Below are 21,823 nucleotides of genomic sequence, written 5' to 3'. Positions count from 1 at the left end.
CCCGTGCGCCGTCGTCTTTTCCTGAATACCCTCGTTGCCGCCTCGCTGTTTCTGCCCGGCCTTGCCGTTGCACAGGATAGACAGGAACTGACCGTCTACACCTATGAAAGCTTCGTTTCCGAATGGGGTCCCGGTCCCAAGGTAAAGGAGGCCTTCGAGAAGGTTTGTAATTGCACGGTCAATTTCGTCGGCGTGGCCGATGGCGTGGCGCTGCTCAATCGTCTGAAGCTTGAAGGGGCGGGGTCCAAGGCGGACGTCGTGCTTGGCCTCGACACCAATCTTGTCGCGGAAGCAAAACAGACCGGTTTGTTCGATGTCGGCGGCATCGATGCATCGGCGGCCAAGGTGCCGGGCGGCTACACGGACGATGTTTTCATTCCCTATGATTACGGTCATTTCGCTGTCATTTATGATACGCAGACGGTGAAAAGCCCGCCGACGAGCCTGAAAGACCTCGTGGAAGGCGACCCCTCCCAGAAAATCGTCATTCAGGATCCGCGCACCTCCACACCGGGGCTTGGCCTGCTGCTATGGGTGAAATCGGTTTACGGCGACAAGGCCCCGGAGGCCTGGGAAAAGCTCAGGAAGCGCATTCTCACCGTTACGCCGGGCTGGTCGGAATCCTATGGCCTCTTCACCAAGGGTGAGGTGCCGATGGTGCTCTCCTATACCACCTCGCCCGCCTATCACATGGTCGCTGAAAAAACGGATCGTTATCAGGCCGCTGCCTTTTCCGAAGGACATTACATCCAGATCGAGGTTTCCGGTCTCCTCAAAAACGCGCCGCACAAGGAACTGGCAAAGCAGTTCCTCGCTTTCACACTAACATCCGGTTTTCAGGATGCCATTCCGGAAAACAACTGGATGATGCCGGTTGCGGCGACCTCGAAGCCCTTGCCGGAGGCGTTTTCGAAACTCGTGGTGCCGCAGAAGACTTTCCTGATGGATCCGGAAGAGGTGGCGAAGAACCGCAAGGCATGGATCGATGAATGGCTTGCCGCCATGAGCATGCATTGAGGAAGAGGCACACCCGCGCATGATGCTGCGTCGCGATTACCGGCGGTCGATCATTTTCGGAACGGCGGCTTTTGCCGCCGTTTTCCTGTTCATGGCGCTCGCGGTTGCAGCTCTCCTGTCTTTTGATGCCGGCGCGTCCGCTGCCGGCATCATGGATGCCTATACGCTGCGCATCCTGCGTTTCACGCTTTATCAGGCAACGCTTTCCACCCTTCTTTCCATTGTTCTCGGCCTGCCGGTGGCGCTGGCGCTCTGCCGTCGGCGCGCGTTTGCGGGAAGGATCTGGATCATCAGGCTGATGGCGGTGCCGATGGGTCTGCCGGTGATCGTTGGCGCCTTCGGTATCATCACCATCTGGGGCAGGCAGGGCATTTTGAATTCGGCACTCGTTTTTGCCGGGGCGGATGAACCTTTCAGCATTTACGGCCTGTCCGGCATCCTCATTGCCCATGTGTTTTTCAATCTTCCGCTTTCGGTGCGGCTGATGCTGGCCGGGCTGGAGCGCATTCCGGGCGAATATTGGCGCATGGCGGCGAGCCTCGGCATGGGGCCGGTTTCGATTTTCCGTTTTATCGAATGGCCGGCGGTCGCGCGTCTCGTCCCCGGCATTGCCGGGCTTGTCTTCATGCTGTGCGCCACCAGCTTCACGCTCGTTCTTCTGTTGGGCGGCGGGCCGGCGGCAACGACGCTGGAGGTGGCGATTTATCAGGCGTTACGGTTCGATTTCGATCCGCAGCGGGCGATTGCGCTTTCGGTTTTGCAGATTGCCCTCACCGCAATCCTGCTCGGCCTTCTTGCCTTTTTGCCGTCGCCCGAAGCGGAAATTCCCTCGCTTGGTCGTTCCCTTCGCCGTTTCGAAGGAAAGGGAATCGGTGCCCGCCTCTGGGATGGCGCGGCAATCGTGTTCGCTGTTCTGCTGATCGGCCTGCCGCTTGTCGCCATCGCTGTCTCGGGTTTGAGGGCCGATCTGCCGCGTCTTCTGTCCGCGCCGATTTTCCTGCGCGCGGCGGCGACCAGTCTTGCAATCGCCGCACTCTCCGCAGCCCTTGTCGTGCTTTGCTGTATGGCGATCATCGGCGCGCGTCAGGCGATAGGCTCCAGGCGGCGAGCGGGACAACCCCTGCGCTTCCTCTCCGCCATGCTGGGGGCAGGGTCTTCGCTGGTGCTTTTGGTGCCGCCTGTCGTATTGGGAAGCGGGTGGTTCCTGTTATTGCGGGTTTTCGGCGATGTCAGCTTCTATGCGCCGGTCCTCGTGGCGCTCATCAATATGCTGATGGCTTTGCCGCTTGCCATGCGCGTGCTGGAGCCGGCCTGTACCAGTCATTTTTTGCGCACCGGCCGACTTTCCGCCAGTCTCGGGCTTCAGGGCCTGACGCGGCTGCGGTTCGCCGATCTTCCGGTTCTGTGGCGGCCGCTGGCCATGGCGTTTTCCTTCGCCATGGCCCTGTCTCTCGGCGATTTAGGCGCGGTTGCCCTGTTCGGGTCGGAAAGTTTCGTCACCCTGCCATGGCTGGTTTACAGCAATATGGGCAGCTATCGTACCAATGACGCCGCCGGTTATGCCTTCCTTCTCGGTATCATCTGCCTGCTGCTTGCCGCAGGCGGTGTCGCACGGCAATCCCAATCAGCAAGGGCGAGCATATGACAGGCGATGATTTTGCCGTTGAACTGGACAAGGTCAGGCTGCGGCTTGGAACACAGGATTTCGACCTCGATTGCACATTCCCGCAGAGCCGGATAACCGCCGTCGTCGGCGCGTCCGGTTCGGGCAAGTCGACGCTTCTCAACCTCGTCGCCGGTTTCGAGGCGCCGGATTCCGGCCGCGTGATGATCGGCGGGCATGACATGACGGCGCTCGATCCTTCGGAAAGACCGGTCTCATCGATCTTTCAGGATAATAATCTGTTTGCGCATCTCGATATCTTCACCAATGTCGCTCTCGGTGTCAGCCCCGGGCTGAAATTGCGGGTGGAAGACCGGGAACGGATTGAGATGGCGCTTGCACGTGTTGGTCTGGCGGGTTTCGACAAACGTTTGCCGGGCACGCTTTCTGGCGGAGAAAGGCAGAGAGCGGCGCTGGCGCGTGCGCTGGTCAGGAAAAAACCGGTCATGCTGCTCGACGAGCCTTTTGCGGCACTCGATCCGGGACTGCGGGCGGGTATGACCTCCCTGCTTCTCGACTTGCATGGAGAAACAAAAAACACGGTGATTATTGTCACCCACCATCCCGAAGACATAAAGAAGCTGGCGCAGCAGGTGGTTTTTCTTGATCGCGGCCGGGTTGTCTATGTCGGCTCGACCGCAGATTTCTTCGCCACACAAAATGTGAAGGCGGTGGACAGTTTTCTGAACGGGTGATCGCCTTATTTTCGACGTGTGCCGCTGGCAATCGCTTTAGATGACTTCAATGGCGCTAATTTGCACTTGCCAGTTTCAAGTTGTTGCCCGAGAAAAGATGGGAATTATTGCGTTCTTCAGGAATAATCCGGACTTGATGGATCGTTTTTACCGTTTCGGCATTCATCGCCCGTTGGGGCGAATCTGTTATTCTGGTCTGCAATTAACGGATGATCAGGAACGTTAGGGGCAGGCATAGAGAATGAGAAATAGCATGACTGCACAGTGGAGGCTCTTCTCCCGTTCAGGCCTTCGCCGTTCGGCCAGGATGGCTGCAGCCTGTTCCGTGCTGACCGCGTCTGCGCTGTTCCTGTCGTCGTGCCAGTCTCTCTTCAGCCCGGCCTACCAGTCCACCCTGCGCCCGTCGGATAATCCGCAGACCGTGGAAGAGGTGCAGAAGAATGATCCCCGCGCCCAGATGGGCGCTCGCGAGCATCCGCGCATCGTGGCGAGTTATGGCGGTGAATATCGTGACGCCAAGACGGAGCGGCTTGTCGCCCGTATCGCCGGCGCTCTGACCGCCGTTTCGGAAAATCCGCAACAGTCTTACCGCATCACTATTCTCAACTCGCCGGCCATCAACGCCTTTGCGCTACCGGGCGGATATCTTTACGTGACGCGCGGGCTTCTGGCGCTTGCCAACGATGCTTCGGAAGTGGCCGCCGTGCTTTCGCATGAGATGGGCCATGTCACCGCCAATCATGGCATCGAACGCCAGCGCCGCGAAGAGGCGGAGGTGATTGCCAGCCGCGTGGTTGCCGAAGTGCTGTCGAGCGATCTTGCCGGCAAGCAGGCGCTTGCGCGTGGCAAGCTGCGGCTTGCGGCCTTTTCGCGCCAGCAGGAATTGCAGGCGGATGTGATCGGCGTGCGGATGCTGGGCGAGGCCGGTTACGACCCCTTTGCCTCGCCACGTTTTCTGGATTCCATGGCGGCCTATGCGCGGTTCTCTTCGGCTGATCCCGAAAACGACCAGAGCCTTGACTTCCTTTCCAGCCACCCCAACACGCCGCAGCGCATCGAGCTTGCGCGCCGTCATGCCCGCGCCTTCGGCCAGGACGGCCAGGTCGGCGATCGTGGTCGCGACTGGTTTCTGGATGGCATAGACGGTCTACTTTATGGCGATAGCCCGCAGGAAGGTTATGTCCGCGGCCAGACATTCCTGCACGGAACGCTCGGCATTCGTTTCGATGTGCCGGAAGGTTTCCTTATCGACAACAAGGTCGAGGCCGTTCTGGCGACGGGACCGGGCGATATGGCCATCCGTTTCGACGGTGTCGCCGATCCGAAACAGACGAGCCTTGCCAATTACCTGACCAGCGGCTGGGTTGCCGGCCTGTTGCCGGAAACAGTCAAGGAAACCCAGATCAATGGTCTGGAGGCCGCGACAGCCCGGGCAAGTGCGGATAAATGGGACTTCGACGTGACCGTCATTCGTGTCGGCCAGCAGATATTCCGTTTCCTGACCGCCGTGCCGAAGGGCAATACGCAGCTCGATTCCATCGCCAATACATTGCGCACCAGCTTCCGCAAGATGACGCCGCAGGAAATCGCCTCGCTGAAGCCGCTCAGGGTGCGGGTGGTGACGGTGAAGCCCGGTGAAACCGTGGCGACGATGGCAGCGCGGATGATGGGAACCGACCGGAAGCTCGACATGTTCCGCATGATCAATGCCATGAGCACCACGGCCACCATTCAGCCGGGCCAGCGGGTGAAGATCATTTCGGAATAAACAAAAACCTCGGATCGCTCCGAGGTTCTGTGGTCAAGCCATCATCCGGCAATCATTGCCACTCACGTACGTCGACGAAATGACCGGCAATCGCCGCCGCCGCTGCCATGGCGGGGGAGACGAGGTGGGTGCGGCTCTTATAGCCCTGACGGCCTTCGAAATTGCGGTTCGAGGTGGAGGCGCAGCGTTCGCCGGGTTTCAGGCGGTCGTCATTCATGGCAAGGCACATGGAGCAGCCTGGCTCGCGCCATTCGAAACCGGCGTCGAGGAAAATCTTGTCCAGACCTTCCTTTTCCGCCTGTTCCTTCACGAGACCGGAGCCGGGCACGATCATGGCCGAAACGGTGGGAGCGACTTTACGGCCGTCAACGATCTTCGCCGCCGCGCGCAAATCCTCGATGCGGCCATTGGTGCACGAGCCGATGAAGACACGGTCGATGGCGATATCGGTGATGCGCGTGCCGGGTTTCAGGCCCATGTAGTCAAGCGCACGCCACTTGGAGGCGCGCTTGTTTTCTTCCTCGATATCATCGGGATTGGGAACAATGCCTTCAACGGAGGTCACGTCTTCCGGAGACGAGCCCCAGGAGACGATGGGCGGCAGGTTGGCTGCATCCAGCACCACGACCTTGTCGTAATGGGCGCCTTCGTCGGATTTCAGCGTTTTCCAGTAGGCGATGGCCTGTTCCAGCGTTTCGCCCTTCGGCGAGCGCGGCTTGTCCTTGATGTAATCGAAGGTGGTTTCGTCAGGTGCGATAAGACCTGCACGGGCGCCGCCCTCAATGGTCATGTTGCAGACCGTCATGCGGCCTTCCATGGAGAGCGAACGGATCGCCTCGCCGGCAAATTCGATCACGTGGCCGGTGCCACCGGCCGTGCCGATCTCGCCGATAATGGCGAGGATGATATCCTTGGCGGTAACGCCATCAGGAATTTTGCCGTCGACACGCACCAGCATGTTCTTGGCTTTCTTCTGGATCAGCGTCTGGGTCGCCAGAACGTGCTCCACTTCCGAGGTGCCGATGCCATGCGCCAGTGCGCCAAAGGCGCCGTGGGTCGAGGTGTGACTGTCGCCGCACACGATTGTCATGCCCGGCAGGGTGAAGCCCTGTTCAGGGCCGACGATGTGAACGATGCCCTGGCGTTTGTCGCGCTCGGAATAATATTCGACGCCGAAATCCTTGGCGTTCTGCGCAAGCGCTTCCACCTGAATGCGGCTTTCCTCGTTCTTGATGCCTTCCAGCCGGTCGGCCGTGGTCGGAACGTTATGGTCGACAACGGCCAGCGTGCGGGCAGGCGAATGCACGGGACGACCGGCCATGCGCAGGCCTTCGAAGGCCTGCGGGCTCGTCACCTCATGGACGAGGTGACGGTCGATGTAGAGAAGACAGGTTCCGTCCGGGTCACGATTGACGACGTGGTCGTCCCAGATTTTGTCATACAGGGTGCGGGGTGCGCTCATGGCTCTATGCCTTGTCATGGAAAAGGGTAATCAGGGTTCAGAAAAGTGTGGACAGCGGTGCTGTCAGGCGAGCCTAAGTCGGCTGGTGAGCGCCCCGGAAACGCGCGCAAAGAACCGTGCCGGCAGACGCTTGTGGTCCTGCAGCACATAAACATTCTGCGCGAGACATCCGAATTTAGATCCCATGGCAGCCTTCATACCAGATCGCCGGTTTTACGGCAATATCAATGCGCATAGCATGGAACCCGACGGTCCGGCATTTTCTATGTGCACTGCATCACGGCTGAAGGCCCGTAACGAGCCTGCCCTGGTGGGGTTCTCCAATGGTCATGATGCAATGCAACTTGCGTATTTTGCGACGCACATATAGATGGGTTCCCTTATCATTTGCATTTCGACGAGAAATCGAAGGGAGGGAAAGCATATGGTATCCGAAAAAGCCCTTATCTCGAAGATCACCTGGCGGCTGATGCCGTTTCTTGGCCTTCTCTATCTCATCGCCTATATTGACCGCCAGAATGTCAGCTATGCCAAGCTGCAGATGGTCGACGCGCTGAGCCTCAGCGAATATGCCTATGGCCTTGGCGCTTCGCTGTTCTTCATCGGTTACTTCATCTTCGAAGTGCCGAGCAACCTGTTCCTCAACCGTTTCGGCGCCAGCAAATGGTTTGCCCGTATTCTGGTTTCCTGGGGCGCCGTCACCATCGCGCTTGCCTATACGCAGAACGCCACGATGTTTTACATCCTGCGCTTCCTGCTTGGGCTTTGCGAAGCGGGCTTCTTCCCCGGCGTATTGTTCCTCATGACGCTCTGGTTCCCGCGCGATTATCGCGGCCGCATGATCGGCCTGTTCATGATTTTCAGCGCGCTTGCCAATGCCATCGGCGCGCCGCTCGGCGGCATGTTGCTCGATCTGGATGGTTTCCTCGGTTATGCCGGATGGGAATGGGTATTCCTCGCCACGGGTATCCCGGCCGTCATTGCCGGCATCGTCACCTTCTTTTATCTCGACGATACCCCGGAAAAGGCGAAGTTTCTGACGCAGGATGAGAAGGACTGGTTGAAGAACCGGCTGGCCGAAGAAAACAAGGGCATGGAAGAGCATGCAGAGGACGGCTTCAAGGCGCTGGTCAATCCGCGCGTTCTGTTCATGGCGCTCTGCTATGTCGGCTTTCCGCTGGCGGCCTATGGTCTCAGCTACTGGCTTCCAACCATCGTGAAGAGCTTCGGCGTTTCCAATACCGCCAATGGCTTCATCAACATCATCCCTTGGGTGATCGTGGCCGTCGCCCTGTTCGTTGTGCCCCTGGCCGCCGACAAGGCAAAGAACAAGACGCCCTATATCGTCGGTCCTGCCTTCATCGGCGCCTTTTGCCTGTTGATGTCGGCATTGCTGAGCGATCCGGTCTTGCAGTTCGCCTTCCTCTGCATCGCCGCTGCAGGCATCTTTGCCGGTCAGCCGGTGTTCTGGAGCCTGCCCGGCCGCTTCCTCAAGGGAGCAGGTGCGGCCGCCGGCATCGCCGCGATCAATTCCGTCGGCAATCTGGGTGGCTTCGTGGCGCAGAATGTGGTGCCCTGGATCAAGGATCAGACCGGCAGCACCATTGCGCCGATGTTCTTCCTTGCCTTCTGCCTGGCGCTTGCCGGGGTGCTGGTCATCATCGCAACGCGTAGAATGGGTACTCAGGTCAAGGCGGCTTGACTTTGGAAGATTGCGATAGCTGCCACGAGTGTCGGCGGTCGCATAGATAAAAAATCGTCGCCCGGATGTTTCCGGGCCACGATCATTTTAAGCGGCGAATAATGAAATTCTCTTTCAGAGAATTACGCCGTGAACCAGTCGCTACCGGTGAGGTGAACACCGGCGACAACGATCTTTTCGCCCTTGTGCTCGCCAGTGACGTTGTAGGTGAGGATGGTGTCGCTATCGATCGTTGATACCGCCCAGTTATCGATTACCGTGCCGACCAGCTTGAGCTTGTCCACGGCGGCGTTGAAGCCTTCAATGCTGTCGGTGGCAATGCTCTTGGCCATGTCGCCGAGATTAAAGACAAAGGTATCTGCGCCACCGCTTGCCTTTATGTGGTCGATGCCCTTGCCGCCGGTTACCAGCGAGGAGGCGAGGTTCACGCCGCTCAGGTCGATAGAATCGTTACCTGCGCCGGCGTCAATCTTGACGGAGGTGAAGCTGCCGTCGGTGACGCCAGCGCCACCGTTCACGACGTTGGTACCGGCAGCAACGCCGCCGTCGAACGCCGTGCCCGCCTTGACCACGATGGTGTCGTTGCCGGCGCCCGTGTCGATGTTGAAGGCGTTTACCCAGGCCTTGTCGTTCGATATGACAGAGACAGTGACCGTGTCGTTGCCTACACCGGTCGAGATGTTGCCACGCTTCGCATTGAGAACTTCCACGGTGGACGAACCGGTGCCGCCGAGATGAACGTCGACCTGAACGAAATCCTTGAAGGTAAGGTTCTCAGAAGTGTCGGACTGGGCGAGAGCGTTCTTTACCGAATTCCATGCCGACGACACGTCAAATTTGAAGCCGTTGGAGCTGGGGTCATAGCCAACATCGACCGTGCCGCCCGCGCCGGTGCCGGGAACCGATACCGCGCCGACATTGACGACGCCGGAGTCGAGCGAAGAACCGTTTTTGACCTGTGCTGTGGATTCGGTGAGGAGCTTGTAAGCTTCCTGATCGACCAGGTTGGTGAGCGAAGAAACCGAAGCAGCGCCACCATTACCAAAAGTTACTTTTAACGCCATTTTACACTCCATAAATTTTTGAGAAATCGATGAATTGAAATTAAATTTATAATAAATATTGCGGGTGATATTTAATACGTAAAAAATGATAATACAATATAAGAAATTGTTTTTTTGAATAAAGTGCGTCTTTAACGTGTTGCGGAAATTCCTTTCGTAAAATTATGGCACCGGAAACTGTTTACTCCTGTACGAAGGTCTTTTTGAGCCTGTCCTGGAACGGCTTCACAAAATAAGAAAGAACACTCCTTTCGCTGGTTTGTATGAACACTTCGGCCGGCATGCCGGGATATAATTTCCCGCCGGGCAGATGACCCATTCCGGCCTTGTCGGGTTTGATGCGCAGCGCGTAATAAGATGAGCCGGTTCGGGAATCTGTCTGCAGATCGGGGGCGACGACAGCAACTAGCGCGCTCAAATCCGGCGTCGTGCTTTGATTGAATGCCGTGAAGCGAATGGTTACCGGCTGCCCGACGTAAATCTGATCGATGTCTCGTGGAGTTATGTTGGCCTCGATGGCAAGCTCATCCTGCTCCGGCACCACCAGCATCAGCACTTCACCCGGTTGAATGACGCCGTTTATATTGTGCACCGAGAGCTGGTAGATGCGACCGGCAATCGGTGAGCGGATGTCGAGGCGATCCAGCTGGTCGCGCGTTGCCGCCAGCCGCTCTTCATATTCCGCGACGGTCGCTTCGATCGATGTCAGGTCTTTCGTGACTTCCGATTTGCGGTCTTCATCGAGCTGAAGCAATTGCAGGTCCAGTTCGCTCAGCTTGCCCACTGTCTGTGCCCGGGCGGCGATGTATTGGCCCTGCTGACCTTCGAGATTGGAAAGCTGGCGCTTGAGGAGATTGAGGCGCTGAAGTGTGACGAGCCCTTTTTTGAAGAGCTCGTCCGTCTTGGAAACATCTTCCTTTACAATGGCGAGCTCATTGTCCGTCGCCTCCACCTGCACCTCGAGGCCGCGTGCCTCGTCGGCGAGCTGGTCCTTGCGTGTTCCCAGCTGCTTTTTCATGCCGATCAAGGCGTTGCGACGGCTGTTGAAAAGGTTCTGTTCGCTGTCGATAAAGGTCTTGGCCGCCTTCGAACTCGTCAGTGCCGCCAGATCTTCCTCCACAGTGAAAGAAGGCGCCTCGGCAATTTCCGCACGCAGACGCGCCCGACGCGAGTAAAGCTGCGCAAGCGTATTTTCGACGATGGAGAGGTTCGCCTGCACGACGGTGGCGCTCAGCCGCAACAGGACCTGACCTGCCTCGACCCTGTCGCCTTCGGCGACATTGATCTCGCTGACGATGCCGCCGGAAAGATGCTGGATTTTCTTGGAGTTGCCTTCAACGACAACCCGGCCGGTGGCCACCACCGCGCCGGCAAGCTTTGCAAAAGCCGCCCAGCCGCCCAATCCGACCAGCAGGCCAAGGGCGAGAACGACCACCGCGGTCGAGTGCCTGAGAATGGACACATTCGTCATACCGGGTTTTTCCGCCTCAACCATTTTCGCTCACCCGGTTTTCAATCTTGCGCGTTTCTTCCTCCTCAGGCACCTGGCGGATGTTCTGCCGCAGGATTTGCGCGAGCACTTCCTCCTTGGTGCCAAAGCGCAGCATTCGGCCGTTGCTCATCACCATCACCAGATTGACGCTTTCGATGGCGCTGGGGCGATGGGCAATGACGACGACAATGCCGCCGCGTGCCCTGATGTCGCCAATGGCATTGCGCAAGGCCGCTTCGCCTTCGCTGTCCAGATTGGAGTTCGGCTCATCGAGAAGGACGAAGAAGGGTTCGCCAAACAGCGCGCGGGCAAGGCCGATGCGCTGTTTCTGACCGCCCGACAAGGCCTCGCCACGGTCGCCAATATAGGTATCGTAACCCTTGGGCAGGTTCAGGATCAGCTCATGCACCTGCGCGGCCTTGGCTGCGGCGACAACCGCTTCCGCTGTCGCATCGCGGTCGAAGCGTGCGATGTTCTGCGCCACGGTTCCGGGCATCAGCTCCACCTGCTGGGGCATGTAACCGATGGATTTGCCGAGAAACTCGAAATCCCACTGGTTGAGCGCGGCCCCATCGAAGCGGACGGAACCGCGTTCATAGGGCCAGATGCCGGTCATCAAGCGTGCCAGTGTGGATTTGCCCGAGGCGCTTGGGCCGATGATGCCGAGACCATCGCCGGCGTTCAGCGTGAAGGAAATATCGGCGACCGTATCGCGCGCGCCATTGGGTGGCCCACCGGTTACCCGATCAACGGCAACGGTATATTGCGGGCGGGGCAAGGAGAGCGGCGGCGAGGGTTCGGGCACCAGCTCCAGGAACTCGTTGACGCGTTTCCAGCCCTGTCTTGCGGTCATGAAGCTGCGCCAGTTTGCAATCGCATGTTCGACAGGGCCGAGCGCCTTCGCGGAGAGGATCGAGCCTGCGATGATGCTGCCCGCCGATGCATTGCCGTCGATGACGAGAACTGCGCCGATGGCCATGACGCCAGATTGCAGCAACAGGCGAAAGGTTCGCGACATGGCGCCGAGCATGCCGGCAGTATCGGATGTTGACAGGGTGATGGCGCGGTATCTGGAATGTAGCTCGTCCCACATGGATGTCACCGCCCCCATCATGCCCATGGTCTTGATGGATTCGATGTTGCGCTGGCTGCTGCCGACAAGGACGTTTCTTTGCCCTCGTGCGGTATAAGCCTGCTTTGTTGCCCGTTCGGTCAGCCAGTTCGTAAGGAGCGTCAGCACGATGAGAACTATAGCTCCGCCGAGCACAGCGAACCCGATCCACGGATGCAGGGCAAAACAGATCAGGAGATAGATGGGCAGCCAGGGAATGTCGAAAAAGGCCGCCGGGCCCGGTCCCGAGAGGAACTGGCGGATCTGATCGAGATCGCCGACGATCTGCAGCCCATCGATCTTTCCCGAGGCAAGGAGCGGCGCATTGATCGACGCCCTGAAAAGCTTCTGATTGAGCGCGTCGTCCATATTGTCCGAAATGCGCGCCAATATACGGCCTCGCAGCGCGTCGAACCCCATCAGAAACGCGTAGAGAACGATCAGGAGAACGACCAGTGCCACAAGGGATGGAATGCTCTTGCTTGGCAAAATGCGGTCGTAAACTTCCAGCATGAAAAGCGAGCCGGAAAGATTAAGAATGTTCATCAACGCGCTGGCGAGACCAACGGCGAAAAAAGCGGACTTATTTTTTGTTAAAAAAGAATTAAATAAAAACATAATAACACCTGAAACAGCAAGAAAATCGCACAATAAATGCAATTAGGCAATGCTGTTCGAGGATGGGCTAAAACACTCGAGCAAGAAATCAGGCAGGCATTTGTCGCCGGTCGAAATTTGCCGCATCTTTCCGCAAAGGAAATGATTGAAAGAGCTTCGGTATTCTCCGGCCAGCCAATGCTCGCCAAACGCGGCTTTCAAGCCGCATGCGTGCTTTGTTGCGTTATATCCACGCAACAAAAAAGGCGGCCCGAAGACCGCCTTTCAATCAATCCATCGAAATGGAAATCTTATTCCGCTGTGGCTTCCGCAGCCTTTGCTGCTTCTTCCGCTGCCTTGGCTTCTGCGGCTTCGGCTGCTGCCTTCTCGGCGGCGAGAGCCTGTGCTGCTGCTACCTTTTCGGCTTCCAGACGTGCCTTCTCGTCGGCAAGTGCCTGACGCTCGGACTCGTTCAGCTTGCGGGCGCGCGTACCGGTGTTCTCAACGATACGGGCAGCCTTGCCGCGACGGTCGCGCAGGTAGTAGAGTTTCGCGCGGCGAACCTTACCGCGGCGAACGACTTCAACGCCTTCGACCAGCGGGGAGTAGATCGGGAATACGCGCTCGACGCCTTCGCCGTAGGAAATCTTGCGAACGGTGAAGCTTTCGGAAAGACCGCCGCCGGAACGGGCGATGCAAACGCCTTCGTAAGCCTGAACGCGGGTACGGTTACCTTCGGTAACGCGCACGTTGACGCGCAGGGTGTCGCCCGGAGAAAACTCGGGCAGGGTGCGCTTTGCTTCGATCTTGGCGGCCTGTTCGGCTTCCAGCTGCTGAATGATATTGGTCATGTTAACCTCTGATTTCTTCTGAAACAGCCAGAGCGCTCAACGGTTCGTCTGTCGGTCAATGCCTCCAGACCATGCCTTTCGGCAGGAGCGGGTTCGCCATTCTTTGCTTTCGGTTGGGATATTTCCCATTTCCACGCGGGCACATACACGAGGATGCGCCGTTTGTCATCCCTTTCATGACAATATTTTATCAATTACGCGCCGCGTTCCGGCGGTTGCGAAGCGGCGCGCTGGCGGATATGGCATGGGAACCTTGGGAGGGGCCATGTCCATATTCATTATTCTCATGCTGTTCGCCACCGGTTTTCTGTCGGGTGTCGTCAATGCGATTGCCGGTGGCGGCACCTTCCTGACCTTCGGGGCGATGACGCTGGCCGGCCTGCCGCCCATCGTCGCCAACGCCACGTCAGCCATCGTGCAGTTTCCGGGCTACATCACCTCCGTGATCGCCTATGGGCCGGAAATCCGCGCCCATTGGCGCGAGGCGATCCTTTTGTCGGGCGTATCAGTCGTCGGCGGGCTGGCCGGATCGCTGCTGCTTTTGTCGCTCGACAATCCTTCCTTCCGTCTGCTCGTGCCATGGCTGCTTCTTGCGGCCACCGCCGTTTTCGCTGCCGGCCCGTGGCTGCGGCCGAAGGCGAGCGCCGAACGTTCGCCCGGAAATCTGCCGAGCCTCGTCTTTCAGGGTCTCGCTTCCGTCTATGGCGGGTTTTTCGGTGCTGGCATGGGCATCATGATGCTGGCCATCCTCGGAATAACCTCGGGCGGCAGCTATCATCATCTGAACGCGCTGAAGAACCTCTTGTCTGTCGTGATCGCCGTCATCGCAATCACGATCTTCGTCAGCGGTGGCGTCGTTTCCTGGTGGGCGGCGCTCATCATGTTCCCTGCGGCCGCGCTTGGCGGCTATGTGGGCGTGCATACGGCACGGCGGGTGCCACAATGGATCATCCGCTGGCTGGTGATCGCCGTCGGGCTGGTGCTGACCGCCTATTATTTCGTTTCAGCCTGAGCCTTTACCAGAAGGTCCGGGCGTCTTTCCTTCGTCAACGCCAGTGCCCGCTCGTGCCGCCATTTGTCGATGGCGGCGTGGTTGCCGGAGGTGAGGACGGCCGGAATATCGCGGCCTTCCCAGACCTGCGGGCGGGTATAGTGCGGATGTTCCAACAGTCCGCCCTCGAAGCTTTCATGCACGCCGGAAAGATCGTTGCCCATGACGCCCGGCAGGATGCGGACGACGGCATCAAGAAGCGTCAGCGCCGCCGGCTCACCGCCGGAGAGGATGTAATCGCCGATCGACACTTCTTCCAGCCCGCGCGCCTCGATCACCCGCTGGTCGACGCCTTCGAAACGGCCGCAGACGATGATCGCGCCTTCTCCGGCCGCCAGTTCACGCACACGGTTTTGCGACAGGGGTTTGCCACGTGGGCTCATCAGCAGCCGCGGCCGCGTATCGCCATCCGAAACATGGTCGATGGCCGCCGCCAGAACGTCGGGTTTCAGCACCATACCGGCACCACCACCTGCCGGTGTGTCATCGACGCTTCTGTGTTTGTCGGTGGCGAATTCGCGAATCTGTACGGCGTCCAGCGACCATTGCCCTCGCTCGAGCGCCTTGCCTGCCAGAGAATATCCGAGATGCCCCGGAAACATTTCCGGGTAGAGCGTCAGAACGGTAGCCTTGAAGGTCATGACTTTATTTCTTGCCGAACGGCGATGCGCCGGTTTCGTCCTTGTCGTCAGGATTGTCGATCAGGCCGGCGGCCATCGGATCGATGAGAATACGACCGGCTTCGAGGTCGATTTCCAGCACGGCCGCTTCCGAAAAGGGAATGAGGGCGGGGCGACGGCCTGCACCTTTCAGCTCCAGCAGATCACCTGCGCCGAAATCATAGACGGCGCTGACGGCGCCATAACTTTTGCCATCGGCATCGACGGCTTCCAGCCCTTCGAGATCGGCATAATAAAATTCGTCATCGTCAAGCTCGTCGTCGGGCAGATTGTCACGCTCGATGAACAGTTCCAGCCCATTCAGGCTTTCCGCCGCATTGCGGTCATTGATGCCCCTGAAACGAACGACGACGACGTTCTTGCCCTCGCGCACTTCCAGAATTTCGAAAATACGGCCATCGGCGGTAACAAGGTTGCCATAATCGCCGAGCGCCATCGGATCGGCCGTATAGGTGCTGACACGGACTTCGCCGCGCAGGCCCTGTGCGCCGCCGATCTTTGCCATGAGTACCGGGTTTTCCAGCTTTGCCATCAGGCCGTCCGTCTTCTGGTGTTGGTTGCGTCAGCTTTAAGGTTTGTTGACGCCAAAATAAACAAAAAACGGGCGGCATGGGAAACCATGCCACCCGTTCTTCAAAAGTTTCCGTGCAGATTATTCTGCAGCAGAGGCTTCCGCAGCAGCAGCGGCTGCATCTTCAGCCTTCTGCTTCTTTTCAGCGATACGCTCGAGAGCGCGCTTGCCCGGCTTTGCCTTTTCCGGGTTGCTGCGAGCGGCGCGCTCGGCAAGACCGGCTTCGGCGAGGAAGCGCAGAACGCGGTCGGTCGGCTGTGCGCCCTTGGCGATCCATTCCTTGATGAGGTCAGCCTTCAGCTCAACGCGCTGCGGGTTGTCCTTGCCGAGCATCGGGTTCCAGGAACCGACCTTCTCGAGGAAACGGCCGTCGCGGGGCGAACGGGCGTCAGCAACGACGATCTGGTAATACGGGCGCTTCTTGGAACCACCGCGTGCGAGACGAATTTTAAGTGCCATGTGATATACTCCTTAGGATGGCTTGTCCGCCTTTCAGGCGGTCTTTTCGTTACCGCCATGTTCGGCGGCGATTGCTTCATGATGCCGGATGACTTCCTTGATGACGAAGTTCAGGAACTTCTCGGCGAAATCCGGGTCCAGATTGGCGTCCTTCGCCAGACGGCGAAGGCGTTCGATCTGGTATTCCTCGCGCGCCGGGTCGGCCGGCGGCAAATTGTACTTTGCCTTCAGCACGCCCACCGCCTTGGTACAGCGGAAACGTTCGGCAAGAATGTGAACCAGTGCGGCATCGATATTGTCGATCGACTGACGGTATTCGGAAAGCTGGGCTTTCACCTCTGCATTGTTCATTGGCGCGCCCTCACTTCTTTTTCGGGAAACCGGGAAGCCCCGGCATGCCACCAAGACCCGGCAGCTTTGCGCCACCGAGACCAGGTAATCCGCCCGGCAGACCGCCAAGGCCGGGCATTCCACCCGGCTTGCCGAGACCGGCGGCTTCCGCCTGCTTCTGGAGCGCCTCGAGCTGCTTCGGATCGATGTTCGACAGGTCAGGCATGCCGCCGCCAAGGCCACCGAGACCCATCTTGCCGGCAAGGCCGCCCATCATCTGCTTCATGATGCCGCCTTTGCCCTTGCCGCCCATGGCCTTCATCATGTCGGCCATGCCGCGATGCATCTTCAGAAGCTTGTTGATTTCGGCGGCATCCGTGCCGGAACCGGCGGCGATGCGCTTCTTGCGGCTGTGTTTCAGAATATCCGGATTGGCGCGCTCGGCCTTGGTCATGGACGAGATGATGGCGATCTGGCGGTCGAACATCTTGTCGTTCATACCGGCCGAAGCCATCTTGTCCTTCATGCCGGCCATGCCGGGCATCAGCCCCATGATGCCACCCATGCCGCCCATCTTCTTCATCTGGGCGAGCTGGTCGGCCAGATCGTTGAGGTCGAACTTGCCCTTGGCCATCTTCTCGGCCATGGCGCGGGCTTTTTCCGCATCGATGTTTTCGGCGGCCTTTTCGACCAGCGAGACGATGTCGCCCATGCCGAGAATACGGTCGGCGATACGGCGCGGATGGAACTCGTCGAGTTCGTTCATCCGCTCGCCGATACCGATCAGCTTGATCGGCTTGCCGGTGACGGCGCGCATGGAGAGAGCCGCACCGCCGCGTCCGTCGCCATCCATACGGGTCAGCACGAGGCCGGTGATGCCGACGCGCTCATCGAAGTTGCGCGCCAGGTTGACGGCGTCCTGACCGGTCAGCGAATCCGCGACCAGCAGGATTTCATGCGGGTTGGACTTCTTCTTGATGTCGGCCATTTCCAGCATCAAGGGTTCGTCGATATGGGTACGGCCGGCGGTGTCGAGAATGACGACGTCGTGGCCGCCGAGTTTGGCGGCCTGCACTGCGCGCGCGGCGATATCGGTCGGCGACTGGCCGGCAATGATCGGCAGCGTGTCGATGCTCGTCTGGACACCAAGCTGGCGAAGCTGTTCCTGGGCGGCCGGACGACGCGTGTCGAGAGATGCCATCAGCACCTTCTTCTTATCGCGGTCGGTCAGGCGTTTGGCGATCTTGCCGGTGGTGGTGGTCTTGCCCGAGCCCTGCAGACCCACCATCATGATGACGACGGGGGCGGGGGCGTTGAGATCGATGGAGACGCCTTCGGTGCCGAGCATCTCGACAAGCTCGTCATGCACGATCTTGACGACCATCTGGCCGGGTTTGATCGACTTCAGGACGGCTGCACCAACGGCCTTTTCACGCACCCTGTCGGTGAAGGAACGCACGACTTCCAGTGCAACGTCCGCTTCCAAAAGCGCACGGCGAACCTCGCGCAGGGCGGCGGCAACATCGGCTTCCGTCAGCGCGCCACGGCCGGTCAGTCCATTCAGAATGGAACCAAGGCGGTCCTGGAGGTTTTCAAACATCGTTTCTTCCTTCTTCGTTCCGGGGTTTCCGAAACGTCGGTGCTTTCGCTGCCAAAAACAAGACGCAAAGCCAAAAAGCACCCGAGGGCGCATCGCGCTGTCGGGTGTTGACCTCCGGGATCTCTTTATACCTTTGCGGGTCCCGGTCGGCGGCTTGGAGTCATGAAACTGCCAGCTGATGGGCGGGATAAACAGGAAAGTGCAGGAAAAGTCAAGGCGCCGCGGGTTTGCGGCCGAAAAGGCCCGCATTTCATCTTTGCGTGATTGGCCGCAGGCGGCCATTGGCGGCGCTTGAACGGGCCCCTTTCGCTCCTTATACCTTTGTCATGAAACGTCGAAACTTCTTTCGTTTTTCCGCTCTTGGTCTGCTCGCTCTGGCGGGTGGGGGCCTCTATGCCCGCCGTTCGAACGCGAGCGCCTATTATAGCGGCCCGATCTCCGATCATTTCGACGGGGTGCGCTTCTTCAATCCCGGCGGTTCGCCGCCCGGCAATTTCATGGGCCTTATGAAATGGCGCTTCAATGGCGAGCGCGCCACATGGCCGGAAAGCTATCCGAGCCCTTTTCCCTTCGCAAAACCGGAAGCCCGGATCGAAGGCAGGGACATGCGCGTCACCTTCGTCGGCCATGCCTCGTTTCTCATCCAGACGGCGGGGCTGAATATTCTCATCGATCCGGTGTGGTCGCAGCGCACCAGCCCGTTCAGCTTCGCCGGTCCCAAACGGGTCAATGCGCCCGGCATCCGTTTCGAGGACCTGCCGCCCATCGATCTGGTGCTGGTGACGCATAATCACTACGACCATCTGGATATGGAAACGCTGAAGCGCCTGCATGTCGCGCACAAGCCGCTCTTCATCACGCCGCTCGGCAATGACGCCGTCATCCGTACCGGGGTCGAGGCGGCGCGTATCAAGGTCGGCGACTGGGGCGATGTGGTGGAGACAGGGCCGGTTAAAATCCACTTCGAGCCGTGCCATCACTGGTCTGCCCGTGGCCTGAACGACAGGCGCATGGCGCTATGGGCTGCCTTCGTCATCGAAACGCCCGGCGGTAAAATCTACCATATCGGTGACACCGGCTTCCATGAAGGTCTCAATTATCACGCGGCGCGCAAGAAGCACGGCGATTTCCGCCTCGCAAACCTGCCCTTCGGCGCTTACGAACCGCGATGGTTCATGAAGGGCCAGCACCAGAACCCGGCGGAAGCCGTGGAAGGCATGAAGCTTTGCGGTGCGGCGCATGTCTGCGGGCACCATTGGGGTACAGTGCAGTTGACGGATGAGGCCGTGGATGCGCCGCTTGCGGCCCTGAAGGTCGCATTAACAGAGCAGGGGGTGGAGGAGAGCCGTTTTCGGCCGATGCGCCCCGGTGAGGTCTTCGACGTGCCTTCCGCCTGATCGCTGCCGCGTTTGCGCCGTAACAGTCTGGTAATTTGCTGCCCTTTCCGCCATATAGGGCGAAAGCGCGGGGAATCCCCTATGCAATCCGATTTTCAGACGGCTTTCAGGTTTAGGGCAATGGTGGATACGGTCGAATTTGCGAAGATGAACGGGCTTGGCAACAAGATCCTCGTTGTCGACATGCGCGGCCGTAAAGATATGGTCACGCCGGAGGCGGCGATTGCGCTGAACGCCGATGCTGCCACACAGTTCGACCAGATCATGGCCATCCACGATCCGCGTGTCAGTGGCACGGATGCATTTATCGACATCCTCAATTGCGATGGCACGAAGGCGCAGGCTTGTGGCAATGGCACGCGCTGCGTGGTGCAGGCGCTGTCGTCCGAAACGGGCAAGACCAGTTTCACTTTCCAGACGGTGGCTGGCATCCTCAACGCCGTCGAACATGAAGACGGCATGATTTCCGTCGATATGGGCCTGCCGCGTTTCCGCTGGAGCGATATTCCTCTTTCGGAAGAGTTCCACGATACCAGCCGTATCGAATTGCAGATCGGGCCGATCGATGCGCCGATCCTGCATTCGCCGGCCGTGATGTCCATGGGCAATCCGCATGCGATTTTCTGGGTGGATCGCGATCCGATGGAGTTCGATCTCGAACGTTTCGGGCCGCTGCTCGAAAATCACCCGATGTTCCCGGAAAAGGCCAATATCACGCTGGCGCAGGTGATTTCCGACAGCGCGCTGCGCACCCGCACCTGGGAGCGCGGCGCTGGATTGACACTCGCCTGCGGTTCGGCCGCCTGCGCCTCAGCCGTTTCCGCTGCCCGCACCGGTCGCACCGGCCGGGAGGTCACCATCGATGTCGCCTCCAGCCCCATCCGTGTGCCGCTGACCATCGAATGGCGCGAGGATAATCATGTCATCATGACCGGCCCGGCCGAATGGGAATGGTCGGGTTCCGTCGATCCCGTCACCGGCGCCTGGGCGCGCGATGCGGTTGAGCGGGGGGCTGTATGAGCGGCGTCGAGGTCATAACCTTCGGCTGTCGTCTCAACACCTATGAATCGGAAGTGATGCGGGCGGAGGCCGAAAAGGCCGGGCTTAACAATGCCGTGCTGGTCAATACCTGCGCGGTGACCGGGGAAGCGGTGCGTCAGGCCCGCCAGGCCATCCGCCGGGCAAGGCGGGACAATCCGCATGCCCGTATCATCGTTACCGGCTGCGCCGCCCAGACCGAGAAGCAGACCTTTGCCGAGATGCCCGAGGTGGATGCGGTGCTGGGCAATGAGGAGAAGCTGAAAAGCGCCTCCTATCGTGCGCTGCCGGATTTCGGCGTTTCGGCGGAAGAAAAGCTGCGCGTCAACGATATCATGAGCATCAAGGCGACCGCGCCGCAGATGGTGAAGCACATAGATGGGCATGTGCGCGCCTTCATTCAGGTGCAGAACGGCTGCGATCATCGCTGCACCTTCTGCATCATTCCCTATGGGCGCGGCAATTCCCGCTCCGTGCCGATGGGGGCTGTGGTGGATCAGGCGCGCAGGCTGACGGAAAGCGGCTATTGCGAGATCGTGCTGACCGGGGTGGACGCCACGAGCTATGGCGCGGACCTGCCGGGCGAGCCTTCCCTCGGTTATCTCGCCAAGACATTGCTGAAGCAGGTGCCGGATATTCTGCGTCTGCGCCTTTCCTCCATCGACAGTATTGAGGCCGACCATCATCTGATGGATCTGATTGCCGATGAGCCGCGTTTCATGCCGCATCTGCACCTGTCCCTCCAGCATGGCGATGACATGATCCTGAAACGCATGAAACGCCGCCATTTGCGGGCTGATGCCATTCGCTTCTGCAACGAGGTGCGATTGCTGAGGCCCGATATCGCCTTCGGGGCGGATATGATCGCCGGTTTTCCGACCGAGACGGAAGAGATGTTCGAAAACGCCGCGACGCTTGCGGAAGAATGCGGCATTTCCAGCCTGCATGTCTTTCCCTACAGCCCGCGTGCGGGGACGCCCGCGGCACGCGTGCCGCAGCTTGACCGGGCTTTGGTGAAGGAGCGGGCGGCGAGGCTTCGGGAGCGCGGCGAGGCGCTGAAGCTTGCGCATCTGCAAAATATGGTGGGGTCGACGCAGACGATCCTCGTTGAAAACAACGGTTTTGCCCATACCGACAATTTCACGCTGGTGGAGGCACCGCATCTTGCCCCGCGCACTCTTGCGCAGGTTGCGATTACCGGCCACAACGGCAAACATCTGAACATGAAGCTTCTGGCGGCGGATGCGGCCTGAGGCGGCACAAGAGAAAACACAC

The 21,823-nt window shown here is 59.2% G+C and carries 19 protein-coding genes; 9 read left to right on the top strand and 10 right to left on the bottom strand.

The window, feature by feature from the left end; translation table 11 throughout:
* Positions 1–3 precede the first annotated feature (3 nt).
* From thiB to AGR7B_RS13565, 4 genes are all read left to right on the top strand, one after another.
* The gene (gene thiB / locus AGR7B_RS13585; protein ID WP_080856864.1) at positions 4–1,017 is read left to right on the top strand and encodes a thiamine ABC transporter substrate binding subunit; all 1,014 of its coding nucleotides are present in this window, start codon (positions 4–6) and stop codon (positions 1,015–1,017) included.
* Between the two features lie 19 nt (positions 1,018–1,036).
* Positions 1,037–2,662 carry a thiamine/thiamine pyrophosphate ABC transporter permease ThiP gene (gene thiP, locus AGR7B_RS13580; RefSeq protein ID WP_080856863.1) on the top strand — a complete coding sequence of 542 codons (1,626 nt, stop codon included), beginning with the start codon at positions 1,037–1,039 and terminating at the stop codon, positions 2,660–2,662.
* Positions 2,659–3,375: a thiamine ABC transporter ATP-binding protein gene (locus tag AGR7B_RS13575; RefSeq protein WP_080856862.1), complete on the top strand. Its 717-nt coding sequence runs from the start codon at positions 2,659–2,661 to the stop codon at positions 3,373–3,375. Before thiP ends, AGR7B_RS13575 begins: the two co-directional genes overlap by 4 nt.
* 253 nt (positions 3,376–3,628) lie before the next feature.
* Positions 3,629–5,143, top strand: coding sequence for a M48 family metalloprotease (locus tag AGR7B_RS13565; protein WP_208616036.1), 1,515 nt, complete (start codon positions 3,629–3,631; stop codon positions 5,141–5,143).
* A 52-nt stretch (positions 5,144–5,195) separates the two neighbouring features.
* Here AGR7B_RS13565 and leuC read toward each other — a convergent pair whose 3' ends face one another.
* On the bottom strand, positions 5,196–6,605 hold the full coding sequence (leuC, locus tag AGR7B_RS13560; protein ID WP_080856860.1) for a 3-isopropylmalate dehydratase large subunit: 1,410 nt from the start codon (positions 6,603–6,605) through the stop codon (positions 5,196–5,198).
* Between the two features lie 424 nt (positions 6,606–7,029).
* Between leuC and AGR7B_RS13550 the strand changes: the two genes are divergently transcribed.
* Positions 7,030–8,307, top strand: coding sequence for an MFS transporter (locus AGR7B_RS13550; RefSeq protein WP_078052343.1), 1,278 nt, complete (start codon positions 7,030–7,032; stop codon positions 8,305–8,307).
* Positions 8,308–8,429: 122 nt separating this feature from the next.
* Here the strand turns inward: AGR7B_RS13550 and AGR7B_RS13545 are convergent, their stop codons facing one another.
* The 4 genes from AGR7B_RS13545 to rplS form a co-directional block, all read right to left on the bottom strand.
* On the bottom strand, positions 8,430–9,371 hold the full coding sequence (locus AGR7B_RS13545) for a rhizobiocin (protein ID WP_080856859.1): 942 nt from the start codon (positions 9,369–9,371) through the stop codon (positions 8,430–8,432).
* A gap of 181 nt (positions 9,372–9,552) precedes the next feature.
* Positions 9,553–10,866: an HlyD family type I secretion periplasmic adaptor subunit gene (locus AGR7B_RS13540; protein WP_080856858.1), complete on the bottom strand. Its 1,314-nt coding sequence runs from the start codon at positions 10,864–10,866 to the stop codon at positions 9,553–9,555.
* Positions 10,859–12,592, bottom strand: coding sequence for a type I secretion system permease/ATPase (locus tag AGR7B_RS13535; RefSeq protein WP_080856857.1), 1,734 nt, complete (start codon positions 12,590–12,592; stop codon positions 10,859–10,861). The genes AGR7B_RS13540 and AGR7B_RS13535 overlap by 8 nt, the downstream gene beginning before the upstream one ends.
* A 290-nt stretch (positions 12,593–12,882) precedes the next feature.
* Positions 12,883–13,422, bottom strand: coding sequence for a 50S ribosomal protein L19 (gene rplS / locus AGR7B_RS13530; protein ID WP_059759847.1), 540 nt, complete (start codon positions 13,420–13,422; stop codon positions 12,883–12,885).
* Positions 13,423–13,687: 265 nt separating this feature from the next.
* On the opposite strand from rplS, the gene AGR7B_RS13525 reads away from it, so the two are divergent.
* Complete coding sequence (locus AGR7B_RS13525; RefSeq protein WP_080856856.1) at positions 13,688–14,434, top strand: sulfite exporter TauE/SafE family protein; 747 nt, start codon at positions 13,688–13,690, stop codon at positions 14,432–14,434.
* Here AGR7B_RS13525 and trmD read toward each other — a convergent pair.
* From trmD to ffh, 5 genes are all read right to left on the bottom strand, one after another.
* Complete coding sequence (trmD, locus tag AGR7B_RS13520; protein WP_080856855.1) at positions 14,416–15,114, bottom strand: tRNA (guanosine(37)-N1)-methyltransferase TrmD; 699 nt, start codon at positions 15,112–15,114, stop codon at positions 14,416–14,418. The genes AGR7B_RS13525 and trmD overlap by 19 nt on opposite strands.
* Before the next feature lie 4 nt (positions 15,115–15,118).
* Positions 15,119–15,685, bottom strand: coding sequence for a ribosome maturation factor RimM (rimM, locus tag AGR7B_RS13515; RefSeq protein WP_080856854.1), 567 nt, complete (start codon positions 15,683–15,685; stop codon positions 15,119–15,121).
* 120 nt (positions 15,686–15,805) lie between these two features.
* Positions 15,806–16,183, bottom strand: a complete 378-nt coding sequence (gene rpsP / locus AGR7B_RS13510; protein WP_003520510.1) for a 30S ribosomal protein S16 — start codon at positions 16,181–16,183, stop codon at positions 15,806–15,808.
* Positions 16,184–16,216: 33 nt separating this feature from the next.
* Positions 16,217–16,534, bottom strand: a complete 318-nt coding sequence (locus AGR7B_RS13505; protein WP_013636924.1) for a chorismate mutase — start codon at positions 16,532–16,534, stop codon at positions 16,217–16,219.
* Positions 16,535–16,544: 10 nt separating this feature from the next.
* Complete coding sequence (ffh, locus tag AGR7B_RS13500; protein ID WP_080856853.1) at positions 16,545–18,113, bottom strand: signal recognition particle protein; 1,569 nt, start codon at positions 18,111–18,113, stop codon at positions 16,545–16,547.
* 326 nt (positions 18,114–18,439) lie between these two features.
* Here ffh and AGR7B_RS13490 point away from each other — a divergent pair, with 326 nt between their 5' ends.
* The 3 genes from AGR7B_RS13490 to mtaB all read left to right on the top strand — a co-directional run bounded on the left by AGR7B_RS13490 (position 18,440) and on the right by mtaB (position 21,801).
* Positions 18,440–19,510: an MBL fold metallo-hydrolase gene (locus AGR7B_RS13490; RefSeq protein WP_080857103.1), complete on the top strand. Its 1,071-nt coding sequence runs from the start codon at positions 18,440–18,442 to the stop codon at positions 19,508–19,510.
* Positions 19,511–19,630: 120 nt separating this feature from the next.
* A complete protein-coding gene (gene dapF, locus AGR7B_RS13485; protein ID WP_080856852.1) occupies positions 19,631–20,530 on the top strand; it encodes a diaminopimelate epimerase in 900 nt (299 codons plus the stop codon).
* Positions 20,527–21,801 (top strand): tRNA (N(6)-L-threonylcarbamoyladenosine(37)-C(2))-methylthiotransferase MtaB, encoded by a 1,275-nt coding sequence (gene mtaB, locus AGR7B_RS13480; RefSeq protein ID WP_080856851.1) that lies wholly within the window; start codon positions 20,527–20,529, stop codon positions 21,799–21,801. The genes dapF and mtaB overlap by 4 nt, the downstream gene beginning before the upstream one ends.
* The last annotated feature ends 22 nt before the right edge of the window (positions 21,802–21,823 follow it).

It is taken from the genome of Agrobacterium deltaense RV3 (assembly GCF_900013505.1).
Taxonomy (GTDB): Bacteria; Pseudomonadota; Alphaproteobacteria; order Rhizobiales; family Rhizobiaceae; genus Agrobacterium; species Agrobacterium leguminum.
Note: the sequence above shows the minus strand (reverse complement) of the source record. Positions and strands in the feature narration are given on the sequence as shown.

Excerpts from the sequence above, each read along its gene's own strand:
- thiP (WP_080856863.1), top strand. The coding sequence starts at position 1,037 with ATGATGCTGCGTCGCGATTACCGGCGGTCGATCATTTTCGGAACGGCG.
- AGR7B_RS13575 (WP_080856862.1), top strand. The coding sequence starts at position 2,659 with ATGACAGGCGATGATTTTGCCGTTGAACTGGACAAGGTCAGGCTGCGG.
- AGR7B_RS13565 (WP_208616036.1), top strand. The coding sequence starts at position 3,629 with ATGACTGCACAGTGGAGGCTCTTCTCCCGTTCAGGCCTTCGCCGTTCG.
- leuC (WP_080856860.1), bottom strand. The coding sequence starts at position 6,605 with ATGAGCGCACCCCGCACCCTGTATGACAAAATCTGGGACGACCACGTC.
- AGR7B_RS13550 (WP_078052343.1), top strand. The coding sequence starts at position 7,030 with ATGGTATCCGAAAAAGCCCTTATCTCGAAGATCACCTGGCGGCTGATG.
- AGR7B_RS13545 (WP_080856859.1), bottom strand. The coding sequence starts at position 9,371 with ATGGCGTTAAAAGTAACTTTTGGTAATGGTGGCGCTGCTTCGGTTTCT.
- AGR7B_RS13540 (WP_080856858.1), bottom strand. The coding sequence starts at position 10,866 with ATGGTTGAGGCGGAAAAACCCGGTATGACGAATGTGTCCATTCTCAGG.
- AGR7B_RS13535 (WP_080856857.1), bottom strand. The coding sequence starts at position 12,592 with ATGTTTTTATTTAATTCTTTTTTAACAAAAAATAAGTCCGCTTTTTTC.
- rplS (WP_059759847.1), bottom strand. The coding sequence starts at position 13,422 with ATGACCAATATCATTCAGCAGCTGGAAGCCGAACAGGCCGCCAAGATC.
- AGR7B_RS13525 (WP_080856856.1), top strand. The coding sequence starts at position 13,688 with ATGTCCATATTCATTATTCTCATGCTGTTCGCCACCGGTTTTCTGTCG.
- trmD (WP_080856855.1), bottom strand. The coding sequence starts at position 15,114 with ATGACCTTCAAGGCTACCGTTCTGACGCTCTACCCGGAAATGTTTCCG.
- rimM (WP_080856854.1), bottom strand. The coding sequence starts at position 15,685 with ATGGCAAAGCTGGAAAACCCGGTACTCATGGCAAAGATCGGCGGCGCA.
- rpsP (WP_003520510.1), bottom strand. The coding sequence starts at position 16,183 with ATGGCACTTAAAATTCGTCTCGCACGCGGTGGTTCCAAGAAGCGCCCG.
- AGR7B_RS13505 (WP_013636924.1), bottom strand. The coding sequence starts at position 16,534 with ATGAACAATGCAGAGGTGAAAGCCCAGCTTTCCGAATACCGTCAGTCG.
- ffh (WP_080856853.1), bottom strand. The coding sequence starts at position 18,113 with ATGTTTGAAAACCTCCAGGACCGCCTTGGTTCCATTCTGAATGGACTG.
- AGR7B_RS13490 (WP_080857103.1), top strand. The coding sequence starts at position 18,440 with ATGAAACGTCGAAACTTCTTTCGTTTTTCCGCTCTTGGTCTGCTCGCT.
- dapF (WP_080856852.1), top strand. The coding sequence starts at position 19,631 with ATGGTGGATACGGTCGAATTTGCGAAGATGAACGGGCTTGGCAACAAG.
- mtaB (WP_080856851.1), top strand. The coding sequence starts at position 20,527 with ATGAGCGGCGTCGAGGTCATAACCTTCGGCTGTCGTCTCAACACCTAT.